Consider the following 21252-nt stretch of genomic DNA (forward strand, 5'->3'; position numbering starts at 1 on the left):
CTGTTGGAAAAAAATTATAATAAAATAAAATTGTAAGCGCATTCTTTTTTGTGTAGATAAAATGGAGTGTGCTTCACGGCACCTAAGAATGCATAACATAGGATAAGTCAAACATGTTAGTCGATAAGGGGGTGGGCTTCCTTTTAGGAAGCACATGATGGGAGACGGACAAATACGAGCAGAAAATAGACGAGAATTATGGGAACATGAAGTAGAAAAAGCGTTAAGGGGTAAAACGCTTGAAATTCTTAACAAAGCTACATACGAGGGAATCAAAATTAAACCTTTATATGATGAAACGGACTTAAAAGATACGAAGAATAAACAAAATAGTTTAAAAGCAAAACCTGATAGATCTTGGAAAATAAGTCAAGCGGTTAATTGTGAGTATGCAGAAGAAATACAAGAGAAAATTAAGAATTCAAAATTGAGAGGACAAAATTCTTTCTTTCTTCGACATTTTCAAAATTTAAGGAAAAAAGAAGAGTTGCAAACTGCTTTTAAACACGTTGATTGGAAGAATGATTCAATTTTTTTTGATGTTAGAAATCAGCTTGGAGTGATTCCACATTTTTTACATCTGAGAAAAGAGCTACATCAACTAAAAGACTTACAAGGTACAATTGGCTTTGATCCATATGAAGACATACTAACAAACGGTGAGGATTCTTTATCACTTTCAACTAAGCTAGATTTCCTGGCAGATACAATCAAATGGATGAGTGGAAATGACTGTAATGCTCGCTGCATAGTCATTAAAGGAAATGTGTACAGTGAAGCTGGAGCGAATGCTCAACAAGAGCTTGTTTACACTTTTTCACATGCTCTTGAGATTATAAATGAATTATTAAATCAACAAGTACCTTTGCAGCAAATCGTAAATAGAATGACGTTTTCATTTGGAATAGGCTCAAATTTTTTTATGGAAATAGCAAAGTTTCGAGCTGCTCAGCATATATGGACATCACTTTTGCATGCTTTAGGAGTGGCAAATGCAGCAATTTCTAAACTTTATCTGCATGCTGTCACCTCAACATATAATAAAACAATATTTGATGTTCATGTAAATTTATTACGTACGACGACAGAAAGCTTTTCGGCTATAAGTGGAGGTGTAGATGAATTAACCATACTACCTTTTGATTCTGTGATAGATCAGCAATCTCAGCTTGGTGAAAGGATTTCTCGCAACATTCACTTTATTTTGCAAGAAGAAAGTTTACTTTCAAAAATAAACGATCCTGCAGCAGGATCTTACTATATTGAAGCGTTAACAAATGAATTGTCAGAAAGGGTATGGGAGGAACTCAAAGAAATTGAAGAAAAAGGTGGATTTATTCAACAGTTAATAGAGGGAAATGTACAAAAAAACATAAATAAAATTGCTGATCAAAGAGTACGTGATCTTGATTATCGCAAAAACTTAGTGATTGGAACTAACACGTTTGCTAATCCTGCTGATCAAGTTTCAAAAGATGATAGTCTTAAACCAAAAGTTTGTCACTATGAAGATCATACATTACATTATGTCTCCTCTTTCTATGAGGCATTACAATTTGTTTGTAAAGAAAAAACAACACCACGCTTAAAAAGTGACTCTATAGAAACTTCTTTGCAAGTACAGTCTTTAAAAACTACTAGATTAGTAGAGCATTTTGAAAAGCTTCGAATTAGGGCTCTTCATGCAAAAAGACAAGGGCAGGACATAAAAGTCGGTGTTGTAACGTTTGGGGAATTAAAAGATTACAAGTCAAGACTTGATTACATTTCTGGAATCCTTTTCTCGGGTGGAATAGATGTAGAGATTGCTTCAATGGGAGAAACAACAAAGTTCAAGCAAATGCGTTGCGTTATTCTGTGTGGAAACGACAAAAGTTACGAAGTGATTAATTCAACGTTCATTAATGGGTTACAAGCTGATAACGAAAATCTACATCTGTTTATTACAGGTAATAGACAAGAAGAGATTGTAAATGAATTACAGTTAGATGGAATGATTACTTCAAATATGAATGTTTATGAATTTTTAAAAAGCATTCAGAACATATTGGGGGTTAGTGGGAATTGAAAAGACTATCCATTTCTGATGCGCCATTAGTAAAAACAAAAACAAACATTCAACAAGACACTAATTCTTCACCTTTTATGACAAATGAACAAATTGAAGTGAAAAATGTTTATCGTAAAGATGATTTAGAAAATTGTAGACATCTAGGAACTTTTCCAGGAGTTGAGCCATTTGTACGTGGTCCATATGCAACGATGTATGTGAATCGTCCTTGGACAATTCGTCAATATGCTGGCTTCTCAACAGCAGAGGAAAGTAACGCATTTTATCGAAGGAATTTACAAATGGGGCAAAAGGGACTATCTGTTGCATTTGATTTAGCAACACACCGTGGGTATGATTCGGATCATCCAAGAGTGGTAGGAGATGTAGGAAAAGCGGGTGTGGCAATTGATTCCATCTTGGATATGAAAATTCTGTTTGATCAGATTCCATTGGATGAGATGTCGGTATCTATGACGATGAACGGTGCTGTACTACCAATTATGGCGTTTTACATTGTAACTGCTGAAGAGCAAGGTGTTTCAAAGGAAAAGCTAACAGGAACAATACAAAATGATATTTTAAAAGAATATATGGTTCGGAACACGTATATCTACCCTCCTGAAATGTCGATGAAAATTATAGGTGATATTTTTGAATATACGGCAAAAAATATGCCTAAATTCAATAGCATTAGTATATCAGGCTATCATATGCAGGAGGCAGGAGCACCTGCTGATCTTGAGCTAGCGTATACGTTAGCAGATGGACTTGAATATATAAGAACAGGTTTAAAAGCGGGCCTTACAATTGATCAATTTGCACCTAGATTATCTTTTTTTTGGGCAATCGGCATGAATTATTTTATGGAAGTTGCGAAAATGAGAGCTGCGCGTTATTTATGGTCATCGATTGTTAAGGATTTTAAGCCACAAAACCCTAAGTCATTGGCCTTGCGAACACATTCTCAAACATCGGGATGGAGTTTAACAGAACAAGATCCTTTTAATAATGTTGTACGTACTTGTATAGAAGCTCATGCTGCAGCGATGGGACATACACAATCACTTCATACAAATGCATTAGATGAGGCAATAGCTTTACCAACAGATTTTTCTGCTAGAATTGCTCGTAACACACAACTTTATCTTCAAAATGAAACCGGTATTTGTGATGTTATAGATCCGTGGGGCGGATCTTATTATGTTGAGTCTCTTACTCATTCATTAATTGAACGTGCTAAAAAGCATATTGATGAAATTGAGGAGCTTGGTGGAATGACAAAAGCAATAGAAACAGGTTTACCAAAAATGAAGATAGAGGAAGCGGCTGCTAGAAGACAAGCAAAAATAGATTCTGGAAGAGAAGTTATTATTGGTGTTAATAAGTTTAGGCTGGATCATGAAGACCCGATTGATATATTATCAATTAATAATACAGAAGTAAGAAAAAAACAAATTGAAAGAATTCGACAACTTAAAGAAAATCGAAATGAAGACGAAGTCAATCATGCTCTTCATCTTTTAACTAAAGCTGCTGCTAGTGGTGAAGGGAATTTATTAGAGTTGGCAGTAGAAGCAGCAAGAAAGCGAGCCACTTTAGGTGAAATATCGTTTGCAATCGAAAAGGTATCAAAACGCCACCAAGCAATGATCCGGTCAATTAGTGGGGTATATAGCTCAGAATACTCAAATGATGAAGAAATAAAAAAAGTGAGAGAAAGAACAGATCAATTTTACGAGCTAGAAGGAAGACGTCCAAGAATCTTAATAGCAAAGATGGGGCAGGACGGTCATGATCGCGGGGCAAAGGTAATTGCAACTGCTTTTGCTGATCTAGGCTTTGATGTTGATATTGGTCCGCTTTTTCAAACCCCTGAGGAAACAGCCAAACAAGCAGTTGAAAATGATGTGCATGTTGTTGGCATGAGCTCTCTAGCGGCAGGACATAAAACGCTTCTCCCTCAATTAATATCCGAATTGAAGAAGCTTGGTCGAGAGGATATTGTGGTCATCATTGGCGGTGTTATTCCATTCCAAGATTATGAGGAACTAAAAGAAAAAGGAGCAGCAGAGATCTTTGGTCCTGGTACAGTTATTCCAGTTGCAGCGGAAAAAGTACTTAAGAAGGTTTTCGATGTATTAGGATATGAGGAATTGCAAGAATGAGCAAGTTTCTAAAAAAAAATCGAGATATCCCTGTTGAGCGTTATATAAATGGAATTAAAAATGGAGATCGTGTTCTCTTAGCACAGGCTATAACTTTAGTTGAGAGTAATGCGAAACACCATTTTGAAAAAGCTCAACAAATTATCGAAGCTTTACTTCAAAAGAAAAGTAAATCAATAAGAATTGGAATTACTGGAGTTCCAGGAGCGGGAAAGAGTACGTTTATTGATGCATTTGGTACTTTTCTTTGTGAGCAAGGGAACCGAGTGGCTGTTTTAGCGGTAGATCCAAGTAGTCAAGTTTCTAAAGGTAGTATAATGGGAGATAAGACTCGTATGGAACGTCTATCCAGGCATCCAAATGCTTATATTCGACCTTCTCCTTCAGGTGGAAATCTTGGAGGAGTGAATAGAAAAACGAGAGAGACGATGATTTTGTGTGAGGCAGCAGGATACAACATTATTCTAGTAGAAACCATGGGTGTCGGACAAGGAGAATTTGTCGTACGTGATATGGTAGATTTCTTTCTTCTCCTTGTTTTAACAGGTGCAGGTGATGAGCTGCAAACGATGAAAAAAGGCATTATGGAGTTGCCAGATTTAGTTGTTGTAAATAAAGCAGATGGAGATAATAAAGAAAAGGCTAATCAAGCTAAGCATGAATATAATACAATTCTACATTTCTTAAAATCCTATACAGAAGGCTGGGTAACAAAAGCTGTAACAGCCTCGGCAAAAGAAGAAGTCGGCATTAATGAAGTTTGGAATATTATTCACTCATTTCAAGAATATACAAAGAAAAATCATTTGTTCTACGAAAGAAGAGCTGAACAACAGCGAAATTGGCTTCATGACTTACTTAAGCAGGAGTTGTATCGTTATTTTTACAATCACGCTGACATAAAGGAACAGCTAATAAAAGCGGAACGTACAGTTATAAGCGGAGAAAAAAGTGTTGCTTTAAGTGCCCTTGATTTACTGAATTTATTCATGGGAAAGAAAATTTAAGCGATACATTTGCTCATTTTATCAAAACATTGGTAAAATACATCTATAGAGAGTAAAGGAGAGATTTTCTTTGAACATGGATTTTAATTTATTTATGAATGATATTGTGCAACAAGCACGTAAAGAGATTGTTGCTGCAGGCTATACTGAGCTAAAAACACCTGAAGAAGTGGAAGATGTTCTTAATAAACAAGGTACAACACTTGTTATGGTAAACAGTGTGTGTGGATGTGCTGGAGGAATTGCAAGACCTGCTGCTGCTCATGCTATTCACTATGACAAGCGTCCAGATCAATTAGTAACTGTTTTTGCTGGACAAGATAAAGAAGCGACAGCACGTGCGCGTGAAATGTTCACAGGCTACCCCCCATCTTCACCTTCATTTGCATTATTAAAAGATGGTAAACTATTAACAATGGTTGAACGCCATGAAATTGAAGGACATGACCCAATGAGTGTTGTTGGCAAACTTCAATCTGCTTTTGATGAATATTGTGAGGAAGTATAAAATTAGATAACGAGAAAAACTACACCGACCAATGCTATTTCAGCATCGAGAGGTGTAGTTTTTTTGTTAGAAAAATATTATTGCTTTAACTTAAATATACGACTTATATATTTTTTCAGAAAAGTATTAATTAACAGAAAAATTTTATAATTACATTTTTATAAATTATGATTGCATAAATATAAACCTGTGTTAAAATACAAAATATCGAATAAATATTACATGATATTTATAAAAACTAGGAGATACTTATTATAGGAGGAAACTATCATGAAGAAATTATCATTATTCATTATAAGTATTTTAATGATTGGTTATTAGCAGCTTGCGGTACGGCAACAGAAGAAGGTAATGAAACATCAGGATCTGAAGGAGATAGCAAAAAAGTCTTAAAAATGGCAACGTCTGCTGATTACCCGCCATTTGAATATATTGATACAGCAAAAGGTAGCGACATTATTGGATTTGATATTGATTTGGTTAATGCTTTAGCAGAAAAAACAGGTTATGAAGTCGAAGTTCAAGATATGGATTTTAATAGTTTAATTCCAGCTCTACAAGCAAAGCAAATTGATTTAGTTTTAGCAGGAATGACACCTACACCTGAACGTGCGGAGAACGTTGATTTTACAGACATTTATTATACAGCTAATCATATGATTGTTTCATTAAAGGATAATGAAGTAAAAAGTGTTGAAGAACTAGATGGAAAAACAGTTGGTGTACAACTAGGTTCAATTCAAGAAGAAAAGGCAGCGGAAATGGCGGAGCAAGTTTCACTCAAGGTGGAAAACCGCAATAAAATTTCTGAGCTAATTCAGGAATTAAAATCAGGTCGTATTGACGCAGCCGTTATTGAAGATACAGTTGCAGCTGGATATTTTGATAAAGATGATCAGTTAGCTGGATTTACACTTGATTCAAGTGAGGAAGCAGGTTCAGCGATTGCCTTCCAAAAAGGTAGCGAGTATACAGAAGAGTTTAATAAGGCACTAAATGAGATGAAAGAAAACGGTGAACTTGATGAATTAATTATCAAGTGGTTCGGTGGCAAAGAATAAGGTGAAAACCTTACTAGAAGAGGCTAACTCAGAAGGAAATTCCTTTGGTTTGAGTCAGCCTCTTTTCATTCGTAGATCATTGTTAACTGAAAGGAGTTGAATGGATATGGACTTGGATTTTTTTGCTTCTATTGTCCCATCTATACCTTTTATATTAGAAGGAATATTAGTCACATTAAAAATTGTTGTTTTATCTTTATTGCTTGGTTTTGCTTGGGGGATTGTTCTTGCATTATTTAAGATAAGCCGTATTAAACCTTTAATGTGGATTGCTGATGCATATACATCAATCTTTAGAGGAACACCACTAGTCTTACAATTGCTTATTATTTATTTTGGTTTGCCGCAGATCCTAGGTTTTCCGATTGATCCGTATCCGGCTGCAGTTGCTGCCTTTACATTAAATTCAGGTGCCTATATATCTGAAATAATTCGTGCAGGAATTAACGCGATTGATAAAGGTCAGCAAGAGGCTTCAATGGCTTTAGGTATTCCTTATTCAAAAATGATGAAGGATATTATTCTACCTCAAGCATTTAAAAATATTTTACCAGCATTAATGAACGAATTTATCACGTTAACGAAAGAGTCGGCAATTGTAACAGTTATTGGAGTGCAAGATATTATGAGACGAGCTTACCAAGTAGGTGCGGATTCATATAATTACTTTGCACCGTTACTTTTTGCCGGATTGATTTATTATATTTTAGTTATGTTCTTAACTCTTCTTGGTAAAGGACTAGAAGGGAGAATGAAACGAAGTGATTAAGATTGAAAATCTTCATAAATCATATGGTAATCTAGAAGTATTAAAGGGTATTTCTACTACTATTACAGCTGGTGAAGTAATTGCCATTATTGGTCCTTCCGGGTCAGGAAAATCAACATTTTTACGTTGTTTAAATTTACTTGAAAAACCGACAGAAGGTAGTGTATGGATAAATGATAGTGAATTAACACATCCGAAAACAGACATTGCCAAGGTGAGGCAAAATGTTGGGATGGTGTTTCAGCATTTTCATTTATTTCCACATAAGACGGTGCTTGATAACTTAACATATGCACCGATTACTGTTAAAGGTCTTTCGAAAAATGAGGCAGAAGAACAAGCGAAAACCTTGTTAAACAAAGTAGGTCTTCTTGAGAAGGCAAATGAATACCCGAATCGTTTATCAGGTGGACAAAAACAAAGGGTTGCCATTGCTAGGGCACTAGCGATGAATCCAGATGTTATGCTTTTTGATGAGCCTACATCTGCTCTAGACCCTGAAATGGTCAAAGAAGTATTAGAAGTTATGAAAGATTTGGCTCAAACGGGTATGACCATGGCAATTGTGACACATGAAATGGGGTTTGCGAAGGAAGTTGCAGATCGTGTTCTTTTCTTAGACGGAGGCCTGCTAGTGGAAGATGCAGCGCCAAGCGATTTCTTTACCGCTCCTAAAACTAAGCGTGCTCAAGATTTTCTTGAAAAGATGCTCTAATAGATATCATAAAAAGATGATCTTAAATTGATCATCTTTTTTCGTTTTTTTAAAGTAAATAGTGTAAACTATTGTTCATAATGGAGTTTTAAGGAGATTATCTATGTTTAAGATTGGCTATCGTACAGCTAAAACGGCACTTGGAACAACTCTTGCTATTATGCTCGCACAATTTTTAGGTTTAGACAATTATACCTCTGCAGGAATTATTACAATTCTATGTATACAGGTAACAAAGAAGAAATCTTTAAAAAGTTCTTGGGCACGCTTTCTTGCCTGTTTAATAGCAATGATATTTTCTTTTGTCTTTTTTGAAGGTATTGCATATCATCCGTTAGTGATAGGAGTTCTTTTGTTATTTTTTATTCCAACAACTGTTGTTGTAAAGGCGACTGAAGGTATCGTGACAAGCACTGTTGTTATTTTTCACCTATTCAGTGAAGAACAAATAACACTTGAAATTATCGGAAATGAATTATCAATCGTTGTAATAGGAATTGGGATGGCTCTTATTATGAATTTATATATGCCTAGTGTAGAGAAAAAATTAAAAAATTTACAAATTGAAATTGAAGAAAATTTGGTCATTATCTTTCAAGAAATTGAATGCTATTTAACAGAAAAAGATCAAAAATGGGATGGAAAGGAAATCACTAAAACAGCAAAGCTTATAGATGAGGCGAAAACAATCGCATTTCGAGATGTTGAAAATCATTTCTTACGCCATGAGAATTCGTATTATCATTATTTCAAAATGAGAGAAAAACAATTTGAGATCATCGAGCGAGTCATTCCGATTGTTACATCAATACATATTGCTATTGAACAAAGTAGAATGATTGCCGACTTTTTACATGAATTAAGTTTAAATATTCATCCAGGGAATACAGCAAATAAATTTCTTAACCAACTACAAGAAATGAAAAGGTCTTTTGAGGAAATGGATTTGCCAAAAACAAGGGAAGAGTTTGAAGCAAGAGCAGCTTTACTGCATTTTATAAAAGAAATGGAGCAGTATTTAGTTATAAAAAGTCAATTTAAAGGGATGGAGCCTAACCGAAGATTGCATGGAATAAAAGCAACCTGAACATATTAAAAGAAAAAGGACGGTGATTTTTTTGAAAGCATTGTTACTTTTTCTTTTTATTATTCATTCACCATTCTGGCCTATAGGAGATAATCCATTACCTGGTGATCCTTTTATTATCATTAATAAACAAACAAATGAATTGGCCTTTATCAATGAAAATGAAATAAAGGAAATTCATCATGTGGCAACAGGAAAATCGAAGGAACTTACACCTGAAGGTAAGTTTACAATAACAGTTAAGGCAGTGGACCCTTATTACCGGAAAAAAGATATACCCGGAGGTGATCCCAAAAATCCTCTTGGGACAAGATGGATTGGTTTTGATGCTGAAGATACGGATGGACGAACATTTGGAATTCATGGTACAAATAACAAAGACTCAATTGGACACTATGTAACTCAAGGTTGTGTTAGGATGCGCAACGAAGAAGTTGAAGCTTTTTATGAAAAAGTTCCTTTAGGCACAAAAGTGTTTATTACTAATGCAGAAGAATCATTTCAGGACCTAGCAGAAGAACACGGTGCAATAACAAAAGAGTCTGAAAGATAAGGTTTTACCTTTCTTTCAGACTCTTTTGTTGTTTCTTTAACATCAATTTTGATCTTAGAACATGAATCATCGAATCAAAACATGAATATCTTTTACAATTATTATTGAAACGAGGTAATGTTTAAATAGTAACTGATACATTACCCTATAGATATCATATAATCTCTTGCATTTAAAACCAAGCTGATAAACCAGCAAGTAAAGTTGTGATAAGCATAACGCCGATCATTAAATAAACGACAACTTTTTGTGTTTTACGTGACATATTTCTTCACTCCTTGTACGTATATTCTATCGTGAAAGTTTCATTTGGACAACAGTTAAAATGTGAAAGAATTTCGTCAAAAAAAGAGGGATTCCTTTATTGAAAAGAGAAGAAATATTATATCTTGATAGCGTTTTCATCATAAGGTGGGGAGAGATGAGTGTTGATAAACAAAGTTGATCATATTGGAATTGCCGTACATTCAATAGAAGATGCATTAACATTCTATAGAGACGTTTTGCAACTTAGATTAATAGGTGTTGAGGAGGTTCCGAAACAACAAGTAAAAGTAGCCTTCCTAAAAGCTGGAGAAACAAAAATCGAATTGTTAGAGCCGATGTCTGAGGAATGTACAATTGCCAAATTTCTCTTGAAAAAGGGCGAGGGAATTCACCATATTGCATTAGGGGTAAATGATATAAATGCTCGTTTAAAGGAATTAAAGGAAAATGGAATTCCACTTATTGATGAAAAAGTGCGAAGTGGTGCAGCTAATTCAAATATTGCGTTTATTCACCCATCGGCAGGAAATCGCGTGTTGGTTGAGTTATGTGAAAAAAAGAGGGGTGAACATAATGAATCATGATATTTATGAAAAAATTAACGAATTATATGAAAGAAGACGAGAGGTAGAGTTAGGTGGTGGTGATGAGAAAGTAGCTAAACAACACGAAAAAGGAAAATTAACCGCCCGAGAAAGAATAGATATATTACTTGATCCTGGTTCTTTTGTTGAAATCAATCCTTTTATCCAACATCGTTGTAACGATTTCGGCTTATCAGAAAAAAATGGTCCTGGTGATGGTGTTGTAACAGGTTATGGTAAAGTGAATGGAAAACCAATTTACCTGTTTTCTCAAGACTTTACTGTTTTTGGTGGAGCTCTAGGTGAAATGCATGCGATGAAGGTTGCGGCTGTTATGGATTTGGCTGCAAAAAATGGTACTCCTTTTGTTGGACTAAATGACTCTGGCGGTGCTAGAATTCAAGAGGGTGTGGTATCATTAGATGGCTATGGCCAAATCTTTTACCGTAACACAATTTATTCCGGTGTTATTCCTCAAATTTCTGTCATATTGGGACCGTGTGCAGGAGGTGCTGTTTATTCACCGGCTATCACGGATTTTGTTTTTATGGTCGAAAAAACAAGCCAAATGTTTATTACAGGTCCAAAAGTAATTGAAACCGTAACAGGAGAGAAAATAAGTTCAGAGGATTTAGGTGGTGCAAAAGTACATAATACAATTAGCGGAAATGCTCATTTTTCAGGCTCTACTGAAGAAGATGTCCTTTTACAAGTACGGAACTTATTAAGTTATTTACCGCAAAATAATGAAGAAAAGCCACCTGTCACCTCTGTGCCTGATTCAGATGATTACAGACCTGATTTAACAGAATGTATTCCTTTTGATGCCGTAAGACCATATGATGTGAGAACGGTAATTAATCAGGTTGTTGATGAACAATCATTTTTAGAAGTTCAGAAAGAATTTGCAAAAAACATTGTGATTGGATTAGCTAGGATTAAGGGAGAGGTTGTTGGTTTAGTTTGCAATCAACCGAAATATATGGCCGGCGGTTTAGATATCGATTCTTCTGACAAAGCAGCAAGATTTATACGTTTTTGTGATTCTTTTCAAATACCGCTCATTACATTTGAGGATGTGACTGGATTTTTCCCGGGAATTAAACAAGAACACGGAGGAATTATTCGTCATGGTGCCAAAATACTATTTGCTTATTCCGAGGCAACTGTTCCTAAAATAACAGTTATCTTAAGAAAAGCATACGGAGGTGCTTATGTAGCACTCAATAGTAAATCAATTGGAGCTGATCTTGTATATGCATGGCCAAATGCGGAAATTGCTGTTATGGGACCACAAGGAGCTGCGAATATCATCTTTGCTAAAGAAATTCAGGAAAGTCTTAATCCGGAGCAAACAAGGGCCGAGAAAATTGAGGAATATCGAAAAAAGTTCGCTAATCCATATGTTGCCGCAAGCCAAGGCATGGTGGATGATGTGATTGATCCTAGGGATACAAGGATTAAACTTACGCAGGCTTTGGAAATGCTAAGAACAAAAAAAGAAAATAGACCAGCAAAAAAACATGGGAATATTCCCCTTTAATACGTAGGAGGAAATGAATTTTATGATTAATAAACAACGTTTATTAGACGAGTTCCTTGAATTGGTTCAAGTTGACTCAGAAACAAAATATGAAGCAGAGATAGCAAAAGTACTAAAAAAGAAGTTTTCCGATCTGGGTTTATACGTTGTTGAAGATGATACAACAGCTGTAACAGGTCATGGAGCTGGAAACCTTATTTGTACATTAGAAGCGACTAAAGAAAATGTTGATCCTATTTATTTTACTTCCCACATGGATACTGTAGTACCTGGTAAGGGGATAAAGCCAAGTATCAAAGGTGGTTATGTGGTGACAGATGGAACTACTATACTTGGTGCAGATGATAAGGCAGGTTTAGCAGCTATGCTTGAAGCGATTAGAACCTTAAAAGAACAAAACATTCAGCATGGAAAAATAGAATTTATCATAACAGCCGGAGAGGAATCAGGTTTAGTGGGAGCTAAAGCGTTGGATCCGAGTTTAATGACAGCAAAGTTTGGTTACGCGCTTGATAGTGATGGTAAAGTTGGGACAATTATTGTAGCAGCTCCAACACAAGCTAAAGTTAAGGCAACAATTTATGGGAAAACAGCACATGCTGGTGTAGCTCCTGAAAAAGGTGTTTCGGCGATTACAATTGCTGCAAAGGCAATTGCAAAAATGCCTTTAGGAAGAATTGATCATGAAACAACTGCCAATATAGGACGTTTTGAAGGGGGTACACAAACAAATATCGTGTGTGATTTAGTACATATCCTAGCAGAAGCCCGTTCTCTAGTGCCGGAAAAGATGGAAGAACAAGTAAAGAAAATGAAAGAAGCTTTCGAAAGTGTTTCCAAAGAGATGGGTGGAAGTGCAGAAGTTGATATTGAGGTTATGTATCCAGGGTTTAAATTTGGTGACGGAGATCATGTTGTGGAAGTTGCGAAACGTGCTGCAGCAAGAATCGGTCGTAACAGTGAACTGCAAACAAGTGGCGGTGGTAGTGATGCAAACGTAATCGCTGGTAATGGAATTCCAACAGTCAACTTAGCAGTAGGTTATGAAGAAATTCATACAACAAACGAAAAAATGCCAATTGAGGAACTTGAAAAAACAGCTGAACTTGTTTTAGCTGTTATTCAAGAAGTGGCTCAGTAATGCGTAGCGCTTGGATTATTCCAAGCGCTTTTTGGTGTTTATTCCCCAAAAGTGAATCTCTCTCCAAATAACTTGATTATTACCATCAATAGATTTCAAAAAATTAAAGAAAATAAGAAGGTACCTAATCAAATATTTAAGGAGGGGTTTGCATTGATAAAGAAAAAGCTTGGATTGATTACTACGAGTGCTTTAGTTGTTGGGTTAGTCGCATGTAACAATAACGAAGGTGCTTTCGAAACAGATAACAGAACAAATACAATGGATGTTGCAGAGAATGTAAATTATAACGGACGAACAAGTTATGGACCTTTTACGAGGGATATAAATACACTTGACAGAGTAGATAATAATCGTTTTAGAACAACAAATCCTGATAATAACATCAAAGATAATGATTACGAACTAGTTACTGATCGTTTCATGGGAAATAAGGATCCGAATGGAATGACAATATCAAGTTCGAAAACAGATCTTTCGAGTGATAAATATCCACATACAAAGGCTATTGCTGTTCAAGAAGCAAAATATAAATTTATTAAAGCGAATTCCAATGAAGATGCTGAAAAACAAGCTCGTCAGTTTATTGAACAACAAAAGCAACAAGCGCAGCAAAAAGCTAATCAATTAGCGCAACGTTATACTGGACAGGCAAACCAGCAACAAGCTCAGCAGCAAGCTGCAAATCAGCAACAAGCACAAACAAAACAACAGGCAGATGCTCAACAAAATAATCAAGCAACAAACCAACAACCAGCACAACAACAGGCACCAGCTCAACAAGAGCAAGCAAAAGCGCCAGCGCAACAACAGACACCAGCTAAACAAGAACAAGCAAAAGCACCTGCTGAAAACCAACAGCCAGCACAAGGTGTTAATCAGGCTGTTCAGCAGGTTATTGACTTAACAAATGCAGAACGACGTAAAAATGGGTTACCTGATTTAAAAGCAGACACACAACTGAATGGCGTAGCTCAAAAGAAGTCGGAAGACATGAGACAAAATAATTATTTCTCACATACTAGCCCAACATATGGTTCGCCATTTGATATGATGAGGGATTTTGGAGTAACATATAAGACTGCTGGTGAAAATATCGCACAAGGTCAACGAACGCCACAAGAAGTTGTCCAAGCTTGGATGAATAGTGAAGGACATAGAAAGAATATTTTAAGTAAAGATTTTACGCACATTGGGATTGGATATGATTCAAATGGTCATCATTGGACACAAATGTTTGTAGGAAGATAAAATTTCTATTTTTTAACCAAAGAGATGAGTCTGTTTTACTACTGACTTATCTCCTTGGTTATTCAAGTGTAAACTCTTTAGTGATTTTAAAAGATGCCCCTTCCTCAGGAGTCATCCATGCAGTTAAAATATATTCTCCTTTTTGAAGATTTAACTCAGTCAAGTTGATTTTATATTGAAATTCTTCTCCAGGTGCAATAGTCTCTTCTCCTAATGCTGCAAGAAAGGAGGCTGTACTTGAATAAAGGAATAACTCCTGACCTTCCTTAGTTGATACAGAATAATCAACTCTTTGTGAGCTGGTAAATTCCAAAGTAATTGTTTCCTGCGTTTGATTTTTAACTATATATTTGTATTGAAGTGGACTAATTTCGATTATGCTTGATACCATATCACCTGCAACAATATCCAGATCACTTTCAGAATTATTACCTCCTTCTTGTTGATTCTCACTTGTATGACCATTCCCACAACCAAATAGTATTAACATGGTTATTAATAAACTAATGATAGCTCTCAATATCTACACCTACCTTTTATCGCTTTTTATATTTGTCGTTTTTCCAATAGAAAAGTTACAAAAAAATCTTATTTTATTTGTTTAGTTCAGATAATGTTTTATAAAAATATATAACTGAATTTTTGAAAAAATCATTGTATAACAATGGAAATTATGTATAATGAGAAGTATAAATCATGTTAACTTTTCTTACATGTATAGTAATTAATTATGATGTAACTGTTAGTGATTTATTATTCTTATGTTTAGTGTGAGTAAATGTATCAGAGGAACCTGAAGAAGAGGAGGTAAGTTGTAAGCAAGACCAGAAAAGTACTATATTTCCCCCTAATAATATAGAGTTTGTTTCTCTGGTCTTGCTTAATTCTTATCTCCCACTAATGCTTTAGAATTTAAAGTTTTTGATGAAGTAAATGTTTGAAGATATTACAAAGCATTTAGAGGTTTAGGAGGAAAACGATAATGAAACTTACTTCTCGTGAGCAGGAAAAGCTCATGATTGTTGTTGCAGCGGATTTAGCTAGAAGAAGACAAAATAGAGGCCTAAAGCTGAACTATCCTGAAGCTATTGCGATCTTAACCTACGAGGTGTTAGAAGGTGCAAGAGATGGAAAGTCTGTTTCAGAACTCATGCAATATGGAAAACACATATTATCTAGAGAAGATGTTATGGAGGGCATACCAGAGATGATTCATGACATTCAAGTAGAGGCAACATTTCCTGATGGAACAAAATTAGTAACGGTTCATGAGCCAATTTCATGATACGAAAAGAGGGTGAAGAATGGTACCAGGACAATTAAGGTTAAAAAATGAGCCGATTATTTGTAATGTAAACAAACAGCCAACACAACTTGAAGTCGTTAATAATGGGGATCGGCCTGTACAAATTGGCTCCCACTTTCATTTTTACGAGGTTAATAGATCACTTGAGTTTGATAGAGAAAAAGCTTTTGGAAGAAGATTAAATATTCCAGCGGGTACAGCGGTCCGTTTTGAACCAGGAGATCAAAAAGTAATAGAGCTTATCCCATTTTCAGGTGAAAGAAGAATATATGGTCTTAACAATTTAACAAATGATGCACTGGATAAAGGAGTGTAACGATGAGTTTTCGAATGTCAAGACATCAGTACGCAGATATGTTTGGTCCGACAGTTGGTGATCAGGTGAGGCTTGGAGATACCGAACTATTTATTGAAGTTGAGAAAGATTACACCACATATGGTGATGAAGTTAAATTCGGTGGAGGTAAAGTTATTAGGGATGGCATGGGCCAGCATCCTTTGGCAACAAGAAAAGACGCTGTAGATCTTGTTGTGACAAATGCGCTAATTCTTGATTATACAGGAATTTATAAAGCTGACATTGGTATAAAAGAAGGAATCATTACATGTATTGGAAAAGCGGGTAATCCTCTAATTATGGACTCTGTGGACATTGTGATCGGGGCTTCAACTGAGGTAATTGCAGCTGAAGGGATGATTGTTACGGCTGGAGGAATAGATGCACATATCCATTTTATTTGTCCACAGCAAGTTCGCACCGCTATTGAATCGGGTGTTACAACGATGATAGGAGGAGGTACAGGTCCGGCTACAGGAACAAATGCTACAACTTGTACACCTGGAGCATGGAATATTCATCAAATGCTCAAGTCAGCTGAAGAATTTCCTGTTAATTTAGGATTTCTCGGCAAAGGAAACGCTTCTAATGAAGAAGCTTTAGCAGAGCAGATTGAAGCAGGGGCAATTGGATTAAAGCTCCATGAAGATTGGGGTACAACAACATCAAATATTGATAAAGCGTTAGATGTTGCTGATAAATACGATATTCAGATTGCGATCCACAGCGATACGTTAAACGAAGGTGGCTTTGTGGAGGATACCTTAAATGCGATTGACGGGCGTGTTATTCATACATACCATACGGAAGGTGCAGGTGGAGGTCACGCCCCTGATATTATCAAAGCTGCTTCTTACCCAAATATACTTCCTTCATCAACGAATCCAACGAGACCATACACGGTTAATACGATTGCTGAGCATTTAGATATGCTGATGGTGTGTCATCATTTAGATCCATCTGTACCAGAAGATTTGGCCTTTGCAGATTCTCGTATTCGAAAGGAAACAATTGCAGCAGAAGATATTCTTCATGATTTAGGTGTGTTTAGCATGATCAGTTCCGATTCACAAGCGATGGGAAGAGTCGGTGAAGTTATTTCAAGAACATGGCAAACAGCTGATAAGATGAAGCGTCAACGTGGTGAATTAATCACTGGAGAAGAAAACGATAATGCTAGAGCCAAAAGATATGTTGCCAAATACACGATAAATCCAGCAATAACCCATGGTATCTCAGATTATGTGGGATCCATTGAAGTAGGGAAGCTAGCTGATTTTGTTTTGTGGGATCCAGCCTTCTTCGGGGCTAAGCCAGAGTTGGTAGTAAAGGGAGGAATGATTGCGTGGAGTGTAATGGGAGACCCAAATGCGTCAATTCCAACTCCACAGCCAGCCTTGTATCGGCCAATGTTTGCAAGCTTTGGAAAGGCGAAATATTCGACAAGCATGACGTTTTTATCTAAGGCAGCGTATGAGCAGGGAGTAAATAAAAAATTAGGATTACAAAAGAAAATTGGAATTGTAAAGAATATTCGTCAATTAAAGAAAAGTGATATGAAATTAAATGGAGAAACACCTGTAATTGAGGTCGATCCACAAACCTATGAAGTTACGGTTGATGGTCAACTGATTACGTGTGAACCAGATAACAAGGTACCTTTAGCTCAACGATATTTTTTATTTTGAGGTGAGAAAATGATTATTGAAAAAGTAGTAGGAAATGTAAAAGATTTAGAAAAAGCTCCACATCATGTTGAGCGTGTTTACTTAAGGAGTGATGATTTAGTTAAGAAGATTCAACGTGTGAAAACAGATCATGGAAATGAACTTGGAATCCGTCTTAAAGATGTAAAAGAATTAATGGATGGAGATATTTTATTTCAGGATGAGAAGAATTCAATAGTTATAAGTGTCATTGAAGATGATGTTATTGTCATTAAACCAACTAGCATCCTACAAATGGGCGAGATTGCCCATCAATTAGGAAATCGACATTTACCAGCTCAATTTGAAGGTAATGAGATGATTGTTCAGTATGACTATTTAGTAGAGCGATTGCTAGAGGAATTAGCAGTTCCATATGCTAGGGAAAATAGAAAAATGAATCAAGCCTTTAAACATATCGGACATTCACATGACTAATCACTTGTTCCAATTGCTGCAAATCTGTGATTCGAATTTTCCATCTGGAGCATTTTCTCACTCTTTTGGATTAGAAACGTATATTCAAGAGGGTAAAGTGGTGGATAAAAAAACATTTTTGGTAGCTCTTAAACAGTTTCTTCAAACTCAATTTGTTTTTACAGATGGTTTAGCATGCCGACTAGCCTTTGAATATTTACAAGATAATCGATTGGATTCAATTTGGCAACTAGATCATGAACTTTTTGCCCTTGCCATGGCTAAAGAAACGCGAGAAGGAAATCGTCGAATTGGTCGGCAAATGGTCAAAGTCATGAATGAGCTGTTTCCAAATAAGCAGCTAAAAACGTATCAAATAAAAATAAAAGAAAAGGAAGCTCATGGCCACAGTTCGATCGTTTTTGCATTTGTTTGTCAAGGTCTAGATATAGAGGTAGAGACTACTTTGTCTACTTATCTCTTTGCAACAACTACAACACTCGTTCAAAACGCAGTAAGAGGAATTCCCATTGGACAAACTGATGGACAAAAAATTTTAGTTGAAATACAACCGTTCTTGAATCAGATTGTCAAACAAATAATGAGTCTTGATGAAGAACAGCTTGGTGCAGGGGCACCGGGTTTGGAAATTGCTCAGATGTTACATGAGCAGCTTTCAGTACGTTTGTTTATGTCATAGTTCAAAGATAGGAAAGGATGAAATAAGATGAGTGAACCAATTAAAATCGGTATCGGAGGACCTGTAGGTGCAGGAAAAACTTTATTAGTAGACAAATTAACAAGGGCGTTAATGGATGAGCTTGAGGTTGCGGTCATTACAAATGATATCTACACAAAAGAAGATGCCCAGTTTCTCATTAGAAACGGTGCTTTACCAGAAGATCGAATTATTGGTGTTGAAACAGGTGGATGCCCTCATACTGCCATTCGAGAAGATGCCTCAATGAATTTTGCGGCAATAGATGAATTAAATGAGCGTCACCCGAATCTTGACCTTATTTTTGTAGAAAGTGGTGGAGATAATCTTGCGGCAACGTTCAGTCCGGAGCTAGTAGATTTTTCTATCTATATTATTGATGTTGCACAAGGGGAAAAAATTCCTCGAAAAGGTGGTCAAGGGATGATCAAATCTGACTTGTTTATTATTAATAAAATAGATTTAGCACCATATGTTGGGGCTGATCTAGAAATTATGAGAAAAGACACACTATCATCAAGAGGAGACCGTCCTTATATTTTCACAAATCTTAAAGATGGAACAGGTGTTAATGACGTGGTGGATTGGATTCGTAAGGAAGCATTTTTGGTTGGTCTTGAAGCATGACGTATACAGGGTACCTTCAGCTTAAGGTAGAGAAAAAACAAAATAGGTCGGTGATTAGTAATAGTTTTTTTGATGGAGTGTTAAAAATAACACGTCCGACCTATCTGCCTGAAGGTTTGCCTCTTTTAACACTTATCCATGTGGGGGGTGGCTATGTTGATGGTGACTCCTATAGAACCGAGGTTGTAGTAGATGAAGGGGCAAAACTTGCTTTAACTACGCAAGCTTCCACAAAGATTTATAAGTCACCTCGATTTGGTGTAACTCAAGAAATGGATTATTTTTTAAAAAATAATAGTGAGCTATATGTGAAACAAGATTCATTAATACCATATAAAGATGCTAAATTTTCACAACAAACAAATGTGTATATGGAATCAACTTCAACCTTTTATTATACAGATGTGGTCACACCTGGATGGTCTGAAGATGGGAAGCTTTTTCAATATGAAAAGGTGGCTTCAAAAATGAAAATCTTTATTGATGGCAGGCTTCAGGTATTTGACCATCAATTGTTAGTTCCAGATCAAAATCTTCATCAATTTATGCAACTTGAAGGGTATTCCCATTTAGGGACCTTTTTTATGATTCATCCTCATGTAAATGAACTGTTAATTGAGAAAATAAGAGAAGCGTTATCTTCTTCTATAGATGCTAGATTTGGAATAAGCTTACTGAATATTCCAGGTTTGGCATTAAGAGTGTTGGCTAACAGTACACCTGTAATTGAAAGGATCTTTACTTTGTGTGAAACTGTTATCCGTAAAGAATTGGATGAAAAAGAATTGATAGAGTGGAGAAAATGGTAATAGACTAGAGAGAACTCTTATATGCTTAATCTTCTTCTATACCTTTTTAAACAAGATCATCTTCCAAAAGCCTGATTTTCATAGTATGATAGTCTTAGTTAGAAAGAAACCTCAGGGGATGTATGGAGGAGATTATAAGATGGATATTTCGAAAGTTGTTGTTTTTCGAACAAGAGATGAAGAATACGGAATGCCAATTGAACACGTGATTTCTATAGAAAAGCTAGAGGATATCAACGTTATTCCAAATATGCCTTATTATATGAAGGGTGTTGTTAAGGTTAGAGGAGAGTTGATTCCTGTACTGGATACACACCAAATTTTTCATCGTCAACATATGACAATGGATGAAGATGTGAAATTAATTGTTATTCAATCAGACGATATTTCTGCAGCTCTGATCGTTAAAGAGGCGAAGGAAATCTTAGATATTCAAGAAGATCAGTTAAAATCCATTAGCATTGGAGCTTTTCAAGCTACAAAATACTTTGAGGCAGTTGCGAGTTTAGAAGATCGTTTGATTACGATTATTAATCCAACTCTTCTTTTAGCAAGTTTAGAAAACTTTGCTGTTGTAAAAGAGGGAATGCTGAGTCACCAATCTTAATTGAACTGCACCCCAATTGTT

General features: G+C 35.9%; 23 protein-coding genes. 21 read left to right on the forward strand and 2 right to left on the reverse strand.

The features are described 5' to 3' along the window. The first annotated feature begins 157 nt into the window (after positions 1 to 157). The 9 genes from COD11_RS07060 (at position 158) to COD11_RS07100 (ending at position 9918) form a co-directional block, all read left to right on the forward strand. Positions 158 to 2068 carry a methylmalonyl-CoA mutase family protein gene (locus COD11_RS07060; RefSeq protein WP_176551008.1) on the forward strand — a complete coding sequence of 637 codons (1911 nt, stop codon included), beginning with the start codon at positions 158 to 160 and terminating at the stop codon, positions 2066 to 2068. Then, positions 2065 to 4218, forward strand: a complete 2154-nt coding sequence (scpA, locus tag COD11_RS07065; protein WP_098796056.1) for a methylmalonyl-CoA mutase — start codon at positions 2065 to 2067, stop codon at positions 4216 to 4218. Before COD11_RS07060 ends, scpA begins: the two co-directional genes overlap by 4 nt. Further along, positions 4215 to 5225: a methylmalonyl Co-A mutase-associated GTPase MeaB gene (gene meaB, locus COD11_RS07070; protein ID WP_098796057.1), complete on the forward strand. Its 1011-nt coding sequence runs from the start codon at positions 4215 to 4217 to the stop codon at positions 5223 to 5225. Before scpA ends, meaB begins: the two co-directional genes overlap by 4 nt. A gap of 70 nt (positions 5226 to 5295) precedes the next feature. After that, positions 5296 to 5733 carry a BrxA/BrxB family bacilliredoxin gene (locus COD11_RS07075; protein WP_098796058.1) on the forward strand — a complete coding sequence of 146 codons (438 nt, stop codon included), beginning with the start codon at positions 5296 to 5298 and terminating at the stop codon, positions 5731 to 5733. A 287-nt stretch (positions 5734 to 6020) separates the two neighbouring features. Continuing rightward, positions 6021 to 6794 (forward strand): transporter substrate-binding domain-containing protein, encoded by a 774-nt coding sequence (locus tag COD11_RS07080; protein WP_255301556.1) that lies wholly within the window; start codon positions 6021 to 6023, stop codon positions 6792 to 6794. Between the two features lie 106 nt (positions 6795 to 6900). After that, positions 6901 to 7563 carry an amino acid ABC transporter permease gene (locus COD11_RS07085; protein WP_098796059.1) on the forward strand — a complete coding sequence of 221 codons (663 nt, stop codon included), beginning with the start codon at positions 6901 to 6903 and terminating at the stop codon, positions 7561 to 7563. Then, a complete protein-coding gene (locus COD11_RS07090; protein WP_098796060.1) occupies positions 7556 to 8278 on the forward strand; it encodes an amino acid ABC transporter ATP-binding protein in 723 nt (240 codons plus the stop codon). The genes COD11_RS07085 and COD11_RS07090 overlap by 8 nt, the downstream gene beginning before the upstream one ends. Before the next feature lie 103 nt (positions 8279 to 8381). Continuing rightward, positions 8382 to 9365 carry an aromatic acid exporter family protein gene (locus COD11_RS07095; RefSeq protein WP_098796061.1) on the forward strand — a complete coding sequence of 328 codons (984 nt, stop codon included), beginning with the start codon at positions 8382 to 8384 and terminating at the stop codon, positions 9363 to 9365. Between the two features lie 31 nt (positions 9366 to 9396). Further along, positions 9397 to 9918, forward strand: a complete 522-nt coding sequence (locus tag COD11_RS07100; protein ID WP_098796062.1) for a L,D-transpeptidase — start codon at positions 9397 to 9399, stop codon at positions 9916 to 9918. 172 nt (positions 9919 to 10090) lie between these two features. Here the strand turns inward: COD11_RS07100 and prli42 are convergent, their stop codons facing one another. Continuing rightward, entirely contained in the window at positions 10091 to 10183 is a 93-nt protein-coding gene (gene prli42, locus COD11_RS26730) for a stressosome-associated protein Prli42 (protein ID WP_176551009.1), read from the reverse strand. Between the two features lie 163 nt (positions 10184 to 10346). Between prli42 and mce the strand changes: the two genes are divergently transcribed. The 4 genes from mce (at position 10347) to COD11_RS07120 (ending at position 14704) form a co-directional block, all read left to right on the forward strand. Beyond that, entirely contained in the window at positions 10347 to 10769 is a 423-nt protein-coding gene (gene mce, locus COD11_RS07105; protein ID WP_483296278.1) for a methylmalonyl-CoA epimerase, read from the forward strand. Continuing rightward, a complete protein-coding gene (locus COD11_RS07110; protein ID WP_098796064.1) occupies positions 10759 to 12312 on the forward strand; it encodes an acyl-CoA carboxylase subunit beta in 1554 nt (517 codons plus the stop codon). Before mce ends, COD11_RS07110 begins: the two co-directional genes overlap by 11 nt. A 22-nt stretch (positions 12313 to 12334) precedes the next feature. Continuing rightward, the gene (locus COD11_RS07115; protein ID WP_098796065.1) at positions 12335 to 13453 is read left to right on the forward strand and encodes a M20/M25/M40 family metallo-hydrolase; all 1119 of its coding nucleotides are present in this window, start codon (positions 12335 to 12337) and stop codon (positions 13451 to 13453) included. A gap of 153 nt (positions 13454 to 13606) precedes the next feature. Beyond that, positions 13607 to 14704: a CAP domain-containing protein gene (locus COD11_RS07120; protein WP_331275778.1), complete on the forward strand. Its 1098-nt coding sequence runs from the start codon at positions 13607 to 13609 to the stop codon at positions 14702 to 14704. Between the two features lie 58 nt (positions 14705 to 14762). Here the strand turns inward: COD11_RS07120 and COD11_RS07125 are convergent, their stop codons facing one another. After that, on the reverse strand, positions 14763 to 15224 hold the full coding sequence (locus tag COD11_RS07125) for a BsuPI-related putative proteinase inhibitor (protein WP_098796066.1): 462 nt from the start codon (positions 15222 to 15224) through the stop codon (positions 14763 to 14765). Positions 15225 to 15686: 462 nt separating this feature from the next. Between COD11_RS07125 and COD11_RS07130 the strand changes: the two genes are divergently transcribed. The 8 genes from COD11_RS07130 to COD11_RS07165 all read left to right on the forward strand — a co-directional run bounded on the left by COD11_RS07130 (position 15687) and on the right by COD11_RS07165 (position 21231). After that, the gene (locus COD11_RS07130) at positions 15687 to 15989 is read left to right on the forward strand and encodes an urease subunit gamma (RefSeq protein ID WP_098796067.1); all 303 of its coding nucleotides are present in this window, start codon (positions 15687 to 15689) and stop codon (positions 15987 to 15989) included. A gap of 19 nt (positions 15990 to 16008) precedes the next feature. Next, positions 16009 to 16326: an urease subunit beta gene (locus COD11_RS07135; RefSeq protein WP_098796068.1), complete on the forward strand. Its 318-nt coding sequence runs from the start codon at positions 16009 to 16011 to the stop codon at positions 16324 to 16326. A 2-nt stretch (positions 16327 to 16328) separates the two neighbouring features. Continuing rightward, positions 16329 to 18035, forward strand: coding sequence for an urease subunit alpha (gene ureC, locus COD11_RS07140; RefSeq protein WP_098796069.1), 1707 nt, complete (start codon positions 16329 to 16331; stop codon positions 18033 to 18035). Between the two features lie 9 nt (positions 18036 to 18044). Continuing rightward, on the forward strand, positions 18045 to 18491 hold the full coding sequence (ureE, locus tag COD11_RS07145) for an urease accessory protein UreE (protein ID WP_098796070.1): 447 nt from the start codon (positions 18045 to 18047) through the stop codon (positions 18489 to 18491). After that, positions 18484 to 19170 (forward strand): urease accessory protein UreF, encoded by a 687-nt coding sequence (locus COD11_RS07150; protein ID WP_098796071.1) that lies wholly within the window; start codon positions 18484 to 18486, stop codon positions 19168 to 19170. Before ureE ends, COD11_RS07150 begins: the two co-directional genes overlap by 8 nt. A 27-nt stretch (positions 19171 to 19197) precedes the next feature. Further along, positions 19198 to 19815 (forward strand): urease accessory protein UreG, encoded by a 618-nt coding sequence (gene ureG, locus COD11_RS07155; protein ID WP_098796072.1) that lies wholly within the window; start codon positions 19198 to 19200, stop codon positions 19813 to 19815. Next, entirely contained in the window at positions 19812 to 20624 is an 813-nt protein-coding gene (locus tag COD11_RS07160) for an urease accessory protein UreD (protein ID WP_098796073.1), read from the forward strand. The genes ureG and COD11_RS07160 overlap by 4 nt, the downstream gene beginning before the upstream one ends. A gap of 139 nt (positions 20625 to 20763) precedes the next feature. Continuing rightward, a complete protein-coding gene (locus tag COD11_RS07165) occupies positions 20764 to 21231 on the forward strand; it encodes a chemotaxis protein CheW (protein WP_255301555.1) in 468 nt (155 codons plus the stop codon). Positions 21232 to 21252 lie beyond the last annotated feature (21 nt).

The organism is Bacillus sp. AFS040349 (assembly GCF_002577655.1).
Classification (GTDB): Bacteria; Bacillota; Bacilli; order Bacillales; family Bacillaceae; genus Metabacillus.

What these genes read in the sequence shown, in the direction of transcription:
- COD11_RS07060 (WP_176551008.1), top strand. Translation starts at nt 158, where the DNA reads ATGGGAGACGGACAAATACGAGCAGAAAATAGACGAGAATTATGGGAA.
- meaB (WP_098796057.1), top strand. Translation starts at nt 4,215, where the DNA reads ATGAGCAAGTTTCTAAAAAAAAATCGAGATATCCCTGTTGAGCGTTAT.
- COD11_RS07085 (WP_098796059.1), top strand. Translation starts at nt 6,901, where the DNA reads ATGGACTTGGATTTTTTTGCTTCTATTGTCCCATCTATACCTTTTATA.
- COD11_RS07095 (WP_098796061.1), top strand. Translation starts at nt 8,382, where the DNA reads ATGTTTAAGATTGGCTATCGTACAGCTAAAACGGCACTTGGAACAACT.
- prli42 (WP_176551009.1), bottom strand. Translation starts at nt 10,183, where the DNA reads ATGTCACGTAAAACACAAAAAGTTGTCGTTTATTTAATGATCGGCGTT.
- COD11_RS07110 (WP_098796064.1), top strand. Translation starts at nt 10,759, where the DNA reads ATGAATCATGATATTTATGAAAAAATTAACGAATTATATGAAAGAAGA.
- COD11_RS07115 (WP_098796065.1), top strand. Translation starts at nt 12,335, where the DNA reads ATGATTAATAAACAACGTTTATTAGACGAGTTCCTTGAATTGGTTCAA.
- COD11_RS07130 (WP_098796067.1), top strand. Translation starts at nt 15,687, where the DNA reads ATGAAACTTACTTCTCGTGAGCAGGAAAAGCTCATGATTGTTGTTGCA.
- COD11_RS07135 (WP_098796068.1), top strand. Translation starts at nt 16,009, where the DNA reads ATGGTACCAGGACAATTAAGGTTAAAAAATGAGCCGATTATTTGTAAT.
- ureC (WP_098796069.1), top strand. Translation starts at nt 16,329, where the DNA reads ATGAGTTTTCGAATGTCAAGACATCAGTACGCAGATATGTTTGGTCCG.
- ureE (WP_098796070.1), top strand. Translation starts at nt 18,045, where the DNA reads ATGATTATTGAAAAAGTAGTAGGAAATGTAAAAGATTTAGAAAAAGCT.
- COD11_RS07150 (WP_098796071.1), top strand. Translation starts at nt 18,484, where the DNA reads ATGACTAATCACTTGTTCCAATTGCTGCAAATCTGTGATTCGAATTTT.
- ureG (WP_098796072.1), top strand. Translation starts at nt 19,198, where the DNA reads ATGAGTGAACCAATTAAAATCGGTATCGGAGGACCTGTAGGTGCAGGA.
- COD11_RS07160 (WP_098796073.1), top strand. Translation starts at nt 19,812, where the DNA reads ATGACGTATACAGGGTACCTTCAGCTTAAGGTAGAGAAAAAACAAAAT.
- COD11_RS07165 (WP_255301555.1), top strand. Translation starts at nt 20,764, where the DNA reads ATGGATATTTCGAAAGTTGTTGTTTTTCGAACAAGAGATGAAGAATAC.